Below are 11,469 nucleotides of genomic sequence, written 5' to 3' on the forward strand. Positions count from 1 at the left end.
TTAAAAGTACAAGCGTCGATACTGTCGGTTTTACACCCGCGCCTTCAGTTCGACCCGGTAGCCGAACGGGTCTCTGACGTACACCGCCGGCGCCTCCCCGGTCGCGCCGAGCGGCTCGTCGAGCGTCTTCTCGATCTCGACGCCGGCCGCGTCCAGTTCGGCCTCGATCTCGTCGATCGACTCCTCGACGACGACGGCGACGTGGTCGTAGTTCGTCGCCGTCGTCGGCTCGAACTCGTCGGTCGGCCAGAGGTGGACGACCGCCGTCGCCGACAGCCGCACGTCGAAGAACGGCTTCTCGTCGGCCGCGTACAGCGCGTCCTCGATGCCGAACCCGAGCCGCTCGCCGTAGAACTCCCGCGCGTCGTCGACGCCGTCCGCGGGGATCCGGAGGTTGACGTGGTCGATGTGACGTGCCTGCATGGGACGCGGTTGGTCGCCGACCGCAAAAAAGTGAGCCGGTCGCGACGGGACTCGTCAGGCGAACGCCTTCAGGATCCCCGCCCCGTCCGTGCTCCGGCCGAGGTCCGGGAGCGTGGCGCGCTCGGGATGCGGCATGAGGACGGCGACCGTCTCCCGCTCGCCGATGACGCCGGCGACGTTGTCGGTCGAGCCGTTCGGGTTGGCCGCGTCGGTGACGTTCCCGTCGACGTCGCAGTAGCGGAAGAGGACGCGGTCGTCGGCGACGAGGTCGGCGTGGGCGTCCTCGCCGATCTCGAATCTCCCCTCGCCGTGCGCGATCGGGACCTCGATGACGTCGCCCTCGTCGTAGGCGGCGGTCCACGGCGTGTCCGCGCGCTCGACGCGCAGATGGACCGGTTCGCACTGGAAGCGCGCGGAGGCGTTGGTGGTGAACGCGCCGGGGACGAGCCCGGACTCCGCGCCGATCTGCGCGCCGTTACAGACGCCGATCACGGGGACGCCGTCGGCGGCGGCCTCCCGCACCTCGGTCATGACCGGGGCGCGGGCGGCCATCGCGCCGGCGCGGAGGTAGTCGCCGTACGAGAAGCCGCCGGGGAGGACGATGCCCTCGGTGTCGGCCGGGAGACCGTCCTCGTGCCAGACGCGCTCGGCCTCGACTCCGAGGTGCTCCAGCGCGCGGACCGCGTCGCGGTCGCAGTTGGAGCCGCCGAACTGGACGACGGCGACCGTCACGCCGACCACCCCGCGTGGGCGGCCGCGACGACCGCGCCGGTGACGAGCGGCGTCGTCTCGACGACGGCGACCGTCATCGCTCCGCGACCGCGACGTCGTAGTCGTGGATGGTCGGGTTCGCGAGGAGCCGCTCTGCCATCTCATCGGCGCGGTCGGCGGCCTCGTCGGCGTCGGCCGCATCCAGGTCCACCTCGAAGCGGTCGGCCGACCGGAGGTCAGACAGCTCGAACCCGAGGCGTTCCAACGCCTGCTGGGTGGTCTCGGCCTCCGGGTCGAGGACGCCCCGCTTCAGCCGGACCGTCACCGTCGCGGTGTATGCCGTCATGCCCGATACTGCGAAGTCGTGTGTAAAAACCGTTTTGGAACGCCTCTTATATCCATGTTCGTGGGTATATATTGGTCGATCATGCCGGTGGCAGACCCCGCGCGGAACGAAAGGGAAAAACCCCTCCGCGCTCTGGCCGGAGTGTATGCAGCCGCTCGAACCCGCGGAGGTGATCGTCGCATGACCCGCGAACTGACCGAGATCACGGTCGTCGGAGGAGACAAGACCGGACTCATCGCGCGGGTCACCTCCCTGCTGTTCGAGCGGGGAATCAACATCGAGGACTTGGACCAGGCGGTCCGCGAGGGCGTCTTCCGGATGACGACCCGCGTGGACGCCTCGGAGATGGAGACCTCGCGCGGCGAGCTCCGCCGCGCCCTCGCGGAGCTCGGCCGCGAGCTCGGCGTCGACATCCAGGTGCGCTTCCCGAGCGACCGGGACGCGCGCCGGATCGCGCTGCTCGTCACGAAGGAGACGCACGCGCCCGAGGCGCTGCTGGATGCGGAGGCCAACGGCGACCTCGCCGAAGACGGCGAGGAGGCCGAGATACCGGTCGTCATCGGCAACCGCGGCGACCTCCGCTCGCTCGCGGAGCGCTACGACAAGCCCTTCTACGACGTTGGCGACGGCAACGGCAACACCGACGAGGGGCGGCTGCTCGACCTGCTGGCCGAGTATGACGTCGACCTGATCGCGCTGGCCCGCTACATGCGCATCCTCTCGCCCGAGGTCGTCTTCCGCTACGAGGGGCGGATCATCAACGTCCACCCCTCGCTGCTCCCGGCGTTCCCCGGCGCCGAGGCGTACCGGCAGGCGAACGACGCCGGCGTCCGCATCGCGGGCGTCACCGCCCACTACGTGACGACGGACCTCGATCAGGGGCCCGTGATCTCCCAGCGCGCCTTCGATGTCCCCGCTGGCGCGGGCGTCGACGAGATCAAGCGCCGCGGGCAACCGCTCGAGGCCGACGTGCTGCTCGACGCCGTCCGGCTCCACCTCGCCGACGCGATCGCGATCCACCGCGGCACGGTCCACGTGCGCGAGGACGCCGACGTCGACGCCCAGCTCGGGCTCAGCGAGGCGGCGATCGACGCCAACCCCGACGAGCCGGTCGACGGCGAGCCGCTGTCGCGCTCGGGGACGCCGCCGGTCGAGAGCGACTGACCGGCGGCAGTCGGCGGCGACCGCCGACCGGCTCGCGCCGTGTAACGCGGGTCCGCCTATCGTCGTGCGACCCTTTTACCGTACCGGGCGCGTACGAGCGGGCGATGCCGATCGGCGGATCTCTCTCGGAAATCGCCGGCGACGCCCGCGCCGTCGTCCGGAGCGACGAGCGACTGATCCTGCTGTTCCTCCTGCTTCTTTCGGTGGTCGCCCTCGCCGTGTTCCTCCACTACACCACGCTGATCCTCGACGGGCTTCCGGACGTGATCCCCTCGGAGCCCCCGCGACCGTGAGCGGGCGCGCTCCGACGTCGACGCTCACTCGCCGTCGCCGTCCTCGATCGACTCCGTGACGCGGGCGTGGAACTCCCGGAGGACCGCCGACTCGTCGTCGGCGAGCACCGTGTCGGAGTCGACGAGCGTCGCGAGCCCGAACGAGAGCGGGGCCGGCGAGTCGACGGTGTGGTGCACGACATCGACGTCGCCGTCGGCGACCCCGACGAGCACCTCGCGGATGCCGGCGAGGTCGAGCCGGTCCTCCAACAGCTCCCGGTACGTCTCCTCGGTGACGGCGAACTCGTCGAGCTCCTCCGCGAACGAGAGCAGCATCTCCGCCGACACCTGCTGTTCGGCCGCCGTCTTCTCGTACCCCTTGTAGCGCTTCAGGATGAGCAGCGAGCGGGCCGCGTCGATGCGGAAGTAGCGCTGGAGGAGGTCGGTCCCCTGCACCGCCTCCCGGAGGTCCTCGCGGACGGTGTCGGGGGACAGATCCCGGAGGATCCCGGCGACGTCGACCTTGCGGTTCAGCGGGAGCGCGAGCGAGAAGCCGCGGTCGGCGACCGCGACCGCGACGTTCGCGTCCGTGCGGTTCGCGACCCGGGCCCCGACGAGCCGCGAGAGGCCGTCGTTGAACCGCCGGCCGTAGTTCGAGTGGACGTAGAACCGGCGCTTGTACTCGGCGCGGTCGAGCTCCTCCTCGACGACGAGCCGCCCGGGGGTGGGCACGCTCTCGGCGCCGGCGTACGCGACCTGTTCGTCGTACATCCGGGTGATCGCGCGGACCGCGCTCCCGTCGAGAGGGAACTCCCGGAGCCACGCGCGGACCGCGGGCGGCCCCCCGTCCCGGAGCCGGTCGAGCAGCTCGCCTTGGAACGCGAGCACCTCGCGCGCGAGGTCGTAGGAGAGCGGGAGCCGCTCGGAGTACCACGAGGGGACGGTCGGGCGCTCGCTCGTCCGGTCGACGTACACCTTCGAGCCGCGGCGGTACCGGAAGGCGAACCGCTCGCCGCCCAGCGCGAACACGTCGCCCGGATCGAGCGTGTCGAGGTAGCTCTCGTCGAGCGTCCCGACCGGCTCCCCGTCGCGCGTGAGCACCTGACAGCTGAACGAGTCCGGGATCGTCCCCACGTTCGTCATGTAGATCACCCGCGCCAGCCGGCCGCGCTTCCCCACGAGGAGTTCGCCTACGGGATGTTCTTCGTGGTGGTGCTCCCCGCCCGGCGGGTCGTTCTCGTCGCGCCACACCTTCGGGTAGACGTTGCGGTCCGCGAGCCCCTCGTAGTCCGCTGTGAGGTACCGCATCAGCCGCTCGTAGTCGGCCTCGCCGAAGTCGCGGTACGGGTGGGCGCGCCGGAGGATCTCGCGGACCTCGCGGTCGGGACGGATCCGGTTTATCGCCATCCCGTATACGTGCTGGGCGGCCACGTCGTAGGCGCCCTCGGGGAGGAAGACGCGGTCGACGAAGCCGTCCTCGGCGCGGGCGAGCATCGCCGCGCACTCGACCAGCTCGTCGCGGTCCAGTGCGAACACCCGCCCCTCGACCGTCTCGCCGGGGCTGTGGCCCGCGCGGCCGACGCGCTGGAGCAGCGCCGCGACCGACTTCGGCGAGCCCACCTGCACGACCAGGTCGAGGTGGGGCATGTCGATCCCGAGCTCCAGGCTCGTCGACGTGGTGACCACGTCCAGGTCACCCGCCTTCAGCCCCTCCTCGATCCGAGTGCGTTGCCCCTCGCCGAGGCTCCCGTGGTGACAGCCCGAGTCCGACTCGTCGTAACCGTACCGCTCGCGGAGCTCCTGCAGGGTGCGTTCCGCGCCGGAGCGGGAGTTCGTGAACACCAGCGTGTTCTCGTGGTCGGCGATAAGCTCGTGGAGCGCGTCGTAGAAGCGGTCGGTGACGGCCGACCGGGGGGTGTGTATCAGGTCGGCCGCCGGGGTGCGAAGCTCCAGGTCGAACTCCCGGACGAACCGCGCGTCCACCAGCTCGTACGGTCGGGGTTCGAGGCCGGACTCGTCGCCGACCCCGCCGGCGACGCGCTCGCGGCCGACGAGGAACTCGGCGACCTCGTCGAGCGGCTCGACCGTCGCGGAACAGCCGATGCGGGTCGGCGACCCGTCGGCCAGCTCCGTCAGCCGCTCCAGCGAGACGGAGAGGTGGGTGCCGCGCTTGTTCGCCGCCAGCGAGTGGATCTCGTCGACGATGACGTACTCGACGGTCCGGAGCTTCTCCTTGAACTTCGGGGAGTTGAGCAGGATCGCCAGCGTCTCCGGCGTGGTGTTGAGCACGTGCGGCGTCTCCGCCAGCATGGCCTGCCGGTCGGCCTTGCTCGTGTCGCCGTGGCGGATCGCCTGCCGGACGCCGGGGTCGTGTGCGTCCCCGTCCCCGTCTCCCTCTCCGTCCCAGTCTCCGGAGCACGTCTCCGCCGCGATCCCCTCGATCGGGACCTCCAGGTTCCGCTTGATGTCGTTTGCGAGCGACTTCAGCGGCGAGACGTACAGGCAGTACACCGAGTTCTCCAGCTCTCCGGCTCGCTCCCGGGCGAAGAGGTCGTCGAGCACGGCCGTGAAGGAGGCGAGCGTCTTCCCGCTGCCAGTCGGCGCGGCGACGAGGCAGTTCCGGTCGGCGTCGACGTGGGGGATCGCCTCGCGCTGCGGCGGGGTGAAGAAGCCGCCGTTCTCCCCGACGTACGCGCCGAACTCCGACACCCACCAGCGGCGGACCGGGGGCGAGAGCCGGTCGAGCACGTCGGCGTCCGGGAGCGGCACCGTCTCCGGGTCGAACTCCACGGTCGGGGCGCCGTCGCCGGAGGCGCTTCGCACCTCTCCGTCGTCGGACTGCGTCCGACTGCTAGAGGGACTTCGTCCCTCGCTGTCCCCGGCGAGCGCCTCCCGGAGGAGCGCTCGCGCTGAGGGCCGCTCCGCCTCGCGATCCGTGAGTTCGCTCACTACCGTGTACGTGGGCGTGCGGAGGGATATCGGTTGTGTCGGCTCTGTAGAAGCCCTCGGCCGCTGATGGTTTGGAGAGGCTACGCTGACTACAGGGCGCGAGTCGAGCACCCAGACGACTATCTCGACCAGAGCGGAACAGCACACCGATGAACCCTCGCTGGACGACCACGCGGCAGCTCCAGTCCAATGCCGAGACAGCGAGGAAACCGATGAGTCTGATGAGAAGACAGGCCCGCGACGCGCCCTTCGTCTTCGATAACCTGAGTCGGTTCTGGTCTCACGCACACGAAAACGACTGGCCCCCTGACCGATGTCCTGCTCGGACCCGGTCCATCGCTCGCTGGCCGAGTTGGTGTTGCGGTCGCTTTCAGCTTTGTAGCTGAAGTCGGTATACAACGCCGCTTCGGGGAGCACGAACTGCGTGCTCCGGTGTCCCCCGTACGGCTCATACTCATATATAATACATTTTGTTCACATATACAGATTGAAACTTCTGGCGCGAGCAATAGGAATTGCTATGGCAGAAACCGCATCCGTCCGCGTTGGTCACTGTTGTCCGGACGCACCGAACGTCGATGTCCACGTCGACGGCGAAATCGCCTTCGAAGACGTGCCATTCGAAACCATCAGCGAGTACGCCGAGCTGCCAGCTGAAAGCCACGAGATCGCTGTCACGCCGCATGGCGACGACGAGGCAGTCCTCGATCTGACAGTCGAACTTGAGGCAGACCGCGCGTACTCGGCGCTTGCGACTGGTATGCTCGCTGAAGCCGAGTGTACAGTACTTTCCGACGCCCCCGGTGATGTCGCAGCCGACCAAACTCACGTCCGGTTTGTCCACGCCTCACCGGACGCTCCCGCCGTCGACGTGCGAGTCGCTAACGGTGGTCCGACCCTGTGTGAAAATATCGAATTCCGAAGCGCCAGCGAGTACGTTCCTGTTGACGCTGGCTCCTACGATCTTGAGGTCCTCCCGCACGGAAGCGACGACATCGCGCTCTCGCTGCCTGACACCGAACTTGACGGCGGCGCCGCAGTCTCAGCAATCGCGGTTGGGCAGGCAGGTGACGACTCGCTCGGCGCAGTGTTCGCGGACGACACCCAGTAGTCTCCCGACCTCGATTTTTCACGCTACTGGTCGCTAGAGCTGGCCGCTTAGTCGGCTTCGCACGATGTCTCCATGCGTTACACACCAATATGAACGAGCAGCACTCACCGAGTTTGAAATGCCTCGCTACGGCTCCGTTGAAATTCTCAACAAGTGATCTGTTCTCGGTGTCCTGCTGAATACAGCGCGCGAATGTGGTACGAACCGAGGCCGAGTTACGGGAGAGAGTAATTGCTCAGTACAGACGCTCTATTGTTCCTCACCGGTGTCTTCTGTAGCTGTTTGTTTGACTGGAAAAATCTCCGTGTCAGGTGCGTCAAATGGACTATCCGGCCCAGTCAGCCATGCGGAGAGATAGACAGCGCAGGCGGCGATGATGGCGAGAGGAAGTTGTAGTGAGACAGCGCCGTAGACGATTGTGACACCGATTGTGACACGGGTGAGTGTCTTGCGGTCAGTACCTCCATAATATACGAACACAGCAATAACGAGGAACGAGAGTGCGATGCTCACGCCAAGGAGGAGTTCCTGTGTGACGACTATCGAATATAGAAGCGCAACGACGCCGGCTACGATTAGCGCTGCTCCTATCTGAATACGACGTTTGGGGGAGGGCATTCGATTAGTATATTTTTAATCACATGTTTAAATAAGGTATGTTCTCATCGTCCGACCTTGTTTAGACGTAGATCAACAACTCATTCTTCTCGGTAGTGAAGCCACGAGTCTACTGCTCAGTGTGTAAGCGAATTCTATCGGCTAATTCAGGATTCAGATGGAGAAAATAACGCAATCCCCGCGCTGACTGTACGCTCTGAGTCTTGCACGCTTATTCTGACAGCTTCCGAAAACGTTGAATCGGACGTGCAAGATACAAGGCGCGTATCTCGCACAGAATATCTGCCGATTCAATCAGATTGGTCGGTTTGGCGGGCGCATTTATTGGTGCAGGCTGTGTACTCTCTCTTGTATGCCTGAAGAAGTTCTGTTCAAATCAGAGAGCGACCAGAGTCGAGAAGAGATCGCATCGTACCTTCGGAAAGTCGCAGATACTCTCGACAGCGGAGATGCTATCAACCTGAAAGCAGGCTCCGAGTCTGTAACGCTGAATCCCCCGGCCCGACCGACCTTCGAAGTCAAAGCTGAACGCGAAGGCCCGGCTGGCAACATGACTGAACGAAGTATCGAGTTCGAACTCGAATGGGATGAGAACGACGGTGAGGAGGGTGGCGGAAGTGATCAGTTAGAAATCGAGTAGTCACTCCGCACGCACGCTGAGCGGGTGGTTCAAGCGAACTTCTCTGGAACAAATGTAGCCTCTGTGCTTACTTCACCCTCTATATACAGCAGCCGGAACCGATCAATCACTGACGATTTTAAGAGAGCCGCCGTGTCGGTGGAGCCGACCGCTTCCGCCGACGCCCCGGACGCGGCCCCCTCGTCGCGGTGTGCGAACCGGCCCGTTTATCCGGGATCCGTCCGTGGCGGCGCACGTATGAGTGGAACCTCGCCGGCGACGGAGCGGGAGATCGACCGCAACCTGTTCGTCACCGTCTCCGGCCCGCCCGGCTGCGGGGCGACGACGCTGGTCGAGGCGCTGGCGGAGGCGCTCGACTGCGGCTACGTCTCCGGGGGGGAGCTGTTCCGAGAGATCGCCGCCGAGCGCGACATGAGCCTCTCGCAGCTCATCGCGAAGACGGGCGAGTCCGAGGAGATCGACCGCGCGCTCGACCGCCGGCTCCGCCGGATCGCCGAGAAGTGGGGCGCCGCGAACAAGGCGTTCATCCTGGAGTCGCGCCTCGCCGGCTGGATCGCCGGCAACCGCGCCGATGTCCGGATCTGGCTCGACGCGCCCGACGAGGTGCGCGCCGACCGGACGCTCGACCGCGAGGAGATGACCTCCGAGATGCAGGTCCGCGAGGTGATAGAGGAGAAGCGGTACAAGTCGTACTACGGGATCGACCTCTCCGACCGCTCCATCTACGACCTCGCGATCAACACGGGACGGTGGGATCCGGAGACGACGCTCGACGTCGCGCTCACCGCGATCGAGGGCTACGACGTCGAGGCCGACGAGGGCGCGTTCGACACGCCCGACTTCGAGATCTAGCGGACCTTCTCGGCCCGCGTCCTTCCGGGCCCGGCCTTCTCGCCCTGTCTTTCCGGACCCGTCCTTCTCGCCCTGCGGTCCCTCGCCTACAGCGTGATCACGTGGTCGACGCCGACCTCGCCGAGCGCCGCGTAGAGGTCGGGGAAGCAGCCGACGGTCGCGCCCTCGACCGTGTTCGTCGGCTCGTACCGGTCCCGGCCGTGCTCGTCGGTGCGGTCGAACTCGGCGAGCCCGCGGCGGGTCGCGCACTGATCGCAAAGCATGAGGAGGATGTCCCGCTCGGCCGCCACGTCGGCGAGCCGCTGCCCCAGCGGGTCGCCCCCGCGGAGCGCGTAGGTGTTGTCGTGGAAAAAGAACATCCCGACCACGTCGGCGCCGTGCGCGTCGGCCTCCAGCTGCGGGAGGATCATGTCCCCGAGCACGTAGTCGATGGTCTGTCCGGCCGTCGCGAAGACGTAAGCGACCTTCATACCGCGTGGTCGAGCGGTCCGCTGATTGCTCCGCGGGCATCGGCAGCGTTCCCCGGTGTCTGTGACGGCGGTTCGCGGCCCCGACCGCCGGACCGCGCTCAGACCACGACGGACCCGAAGGGGTACGCGCCCGTCTCCGCCGTCCATATCGGACCCCGCGAGACGTCGACGAGCGAGACCCGGTCGTCGTCGTAGTGCGAAACGACCAGCCGGTCGCCGACGCGGGTCGCGGCGAGCCCCGGCGCCGGGGTGTCGACGATCGCGCCCGAAAGCGAACGGAGGCCGTCGGCGGCCGCGTCGAGCACCCACCGCTCGCCGCCGATCCTGAACAGGTCGACGGGCCGGTCGAACCCCTCGTGGACCGCCGCGAGCCCGAGGTCGCGGTCGAACTCGTGGACGACGCCGTCGCCGCGGCCGGGGACGAACACCCGGTCCGCGGTGACGACGAGGTCGTACGGGTCGGCGCCGACCGCGGCCTCGCCGAGGACGGAAGCGTCGGAGGCGTCGCCCGGCTCGTCGGCGCCTCCCGCCGCGTCGGGCCTTCCCGGCGCGTCGGCCCCTCCCGGCGCGTCGACTCCCTCCGGATCGAACGCGACGACGCGGGCGCCCGCCTGATCCACGGCGTAGCCGCGGTCGCCCTCGGGGCCGACCGCGACGCCCTGCACTCGGGCGTCGGGACCGACATCGACGGCGCCGAGTCGCTCGCGGGCCGCGGGGTCGACGACGTCGACGACGCCCTCCCGGCGGCTGCCGGCGTAGAGCCGATCGCCGTCCTGAGAGACGGCGACCTCGTGGGGCTCGGCGCCGACCCCGATCCGGGCGACGAGGGTCAGCGACTCGGGGTCGACGACGGCGAGCGCGTCGCCGGCGGTACAGGAGACGAACAGCTCCCCGTTCGCGGTCGCGAAGTGCGAGGGGCCGAGCACGCCCGTCTCGACCCGCGAGACGGCGCCGTCCGCGTCGACCGCCGTGACCGCTCGCTCGCCCATCGTCGCGACGAACGTCCGTCCCCCGCGGGTCGTCGCGTGGACCGGGTGGCTGCCGACCGGGACCTCGCCGAGGGGCTCGCCGTCGGCGAGCGCGAACAGCGCGAGCGCGTCGTCGCCCTCGCAGGGGACCGCGACGATTCGGTCGGGCGGACCGTCTGAGCCGCTCTCGCTCATCCGGTACAGGAGAAGTCGCCGCCGCCGTCGTCGCCGCCGACGCTCCCCTCCGTCTCGATCACGGCGCTCGTCTTGGTCTCGACGGGGTACCGCCCGCGGTCCCCCTCGACGTTCGACCACTCGCCGAACCCGCCGTCGTACAGCCGCACGTCCTCGAAGCCGATCGCCCGCAGCGTCAGCCACGTGGACGTGGGGTCGACGTTGTCGTCGCCGTAGACGACCACGGTGCCCGAGCGGTCGAGCCCCGCCCGGTTCTCGTACAGCTGCACGAGCTCGCCCGGGTCCGTCATCTGCCGGCCGTCGACGTTGCCGACCCAGTGGACGCCGATCGCCCCGGGGAGATGTCCGTGGCGGTCGTTGTCGGGATTCAGGGCGTCGGCGGCGGGCGCTCCGAGGTACGCCTCCGGGACGCGCACGTCGACGAGCCCCGGCCCGTCGCCGTTGAACGTCCCGACGCGGTCGGCGAGCCACTCGNNCTCCTCGCGGAAGCGCTCGGTGTCGCGAGCGTCGAGGACGACGACGTCCCCCCGGTTCTCGGCGAGCCAGCTCGGTCCGACGAAGTGCGAGACGTTCCCGCTCAGCCCGTACTGCGCGGCGGTGTCGGCCGGGGTGGTGATCCCGAGACAGCCGGCCGTGCTCGCCGCGCCGGCGGCCGTCGCACCCGCCGCGGCGCGGAGGAGGCCTCGGCGAGTCGACGCGGGATCGGACCCGCTCGTCTCGTCTGCTCCGGCCGCGTCGCTCTCGGCGGGG

At 68.1% G+C, this 11,469-nt stretch carries 13 protein-coding genes; 5 read left to right on the forward strand and 8 right to left on the reverse strand.

Annotated elements, in window-relative coordinates:
* Window positions 1-30: 30 nt before the first annotated feature.
* The 3 genes from DJ73_RS12660 to purS all read right to left on the reverse strand — a co-directional run bounded on the left by DJ73_RS12660 (window position 31) and on the right by purS (window position 1,480).
* The gene (locus DJ73_RS12660) at window positions 31-423 is read right to left on the reverse strand and encodes a VOC family protein (protein WP_094522324.1); all 393 of its coding nucleotides are present in this window, start codon (window positions 421-423) and stop codon (window positions 31-33) included.
* Between the two features lie 54 nt (window positions 424-477).
* On the reverse strand, window positions 478-1,155 hold the full coding sequence (purQ, locus tag DJ73_RS12665) for a phosphoribosylformylglycinamidine synthase I (protein ID WP_094522370.1): 678 nt from the start codon (window positions 1,153-1,155) through the stop codon (window positions 478-480).
* 73 nt (window positions 1,156-1,228) lie between these two features.
* On the reverse strand, window positions 1,229-1,480 hold the full coding sequence (gene purS / locus DJ73_RS12670; RefSeq protein WP_004595793.1) for a phosphoribosylformylglycinamidine synthase subunit PurS: 252 nt from the start codon (window positions 1,478-1,480) through the stop codon (window positions 1,229-1,231).
* Between the two features lie 180 nt (window positions 1,481-1,660).
* Between purS and DJ73_RS12675 the strand changes: the two genes are divergently transcribed.
* Both DJ73_RS12675 and DJ73_RS12680 read left to right on the forward strand, forming a co-directional pair.
* On the forward strand, window positions 1,661-2,644 hold the full coding sequence (locus tag DJ73_RS12675) for a formyltransferase family protein (RefSeq protein ID WP_094558139.1): 984 nt from the start codon (window positions 1,661-1,663) through the stop codon (window positions 2,642-2,644).
* Between the two features lie 104 nt (window positions 2,645-2,748).
* Window positions 2,749-2,937, forward strand: a complete 189-nt coding sequence (locus DJ73_RS12680) for a hypothetical protein (protein ID WP_094526785.1) — start codon at window positions 2,749-2,751, stop codon at window positions 2,935-2,937.
* Between the two features lie 24 nt (window positions 2,938-2,961).
* Here DJ73_RS12680 and DJ73_RS12685 read toward each other — a convergent pair whose 3' ends face one another.
* Window positions 2,962-5,865 (reverse strand): ATP-dependent helicase, encoded by a 2,904-nt coding sequence (locus DJ73_RS12685; protein ID WP_094558140.1) that lies wholly within the window; start codon window positions 5,863-5,865, stop codon window positions 2,962-2,964.
* Between the two features lie 520 nt (window positions 5,866-6,385).
* Here DJ73_RS12685 and DJ73_RS12690 point away from each other — a divergent pair.
* Window positions 6,386-6,976: a DUF4397 domain-containing protein gene (locus DJ73_RS12690; RefSeq protein ID WP_094558141.1), complete on the forward strand. Its 591-nt coding sequence runs from the start codon at window positions 6,386-6,388 to the stop codon at window positions 6,974-6,976.
* Window positions 6,977-7,225: 249 nt separating this feature from the next.
* Here DJ73_RS12690 and DJ73_RS12695 read toward each other — a convergent pair whose 3' ends face one another.
* On the reverse strand, window positions 7,226-7,594 hold the full coding sequence (locus DJ73_RS12695) for a hypothetical protein (protein ID WP_094522319.1): 369 nt from the start codon (window positions 7,592-7,594) through the stop codon (window positions 7,226-7,228).
* A 352-nt stretch (window positions 7,595-7,946) separates the two neighbouring features.
* Between DJ73_RS12695 and DJ73_RS12700 the strand changes: the two genes are divergently transcribed.
* Window positions 7,947-8,234: an amphi-Trp domain-containing protein gene (locus DJ73_RS12700; protein WP_094558142.1), complete on the forward strand. Its 288-nt coding sequence runs from the start codon at window positions 7,947-7,949 to the stop codon at window positions 8,232-8,234.
* Window positions 8,235-8,471: 237 nt separating this feature from the next.
* Window positions 8,472-9,086 (forward strand): (d)CMP kinase, encoded by a 615-nt coding sequence (gene cmk / locus DJ73_RS12705; protein WP_094525474.1) that lies wholly within the window; start codon window positions 8,472-8,474, stop codon window positions 9,084-9,086.
* 86 nt (window positions 9,087-9,172) lie between these two features.
* On the opposite strand, the gene DJ73_RS12710 is transcribed toward cmk, so the two are convergent.
* The 3 genes from DJ73_RS12710 to DJ73_RS12720 all read right to left on the reverse strand — a co-directional run.
* On the reverse strand, window positions 9,173-9,556 hold the full coding sequence (locus DJ73_RS12710) for a SaoD/DsrE family protein (RefSeq protein WP_094525475.1): 384 nt from the start codon (window positions 9,554-9,556) through the stop codon (window positions 9,173-9,175).
* 98 nt (window positions 9,557-9,654) lie between these two features.
* Window positions 9,655-10,719, reverse strand: a complete 1,065-nt coding sequence (locus DJ73_RS12715; RefSeq protein ID WP_094526791.1) for a YncE family protein — start codon at window positions 10,717-10,719, stop codon at window positions 9,655-9,657.
* Window positions 10,716-11,469 (reverse strand): rhodanese-like domain-containing protein (locus tag DJ73_RS12720; protein WP_094558143.1); only part of this gene is annotated, 754 nt, incomplete at its 5' end. The genes DJ73_RS12720 and DJ73_RS12715, both read right to left, overlap by 4 nt.

The organism is Halorubrum sp. Ea1, from assembly GCF_002252965.1.
Lineage (GTDB): Archaea > Halobacteriota > Halobacteria > Halobacteriales > Haloferacaceae > Halorubrum.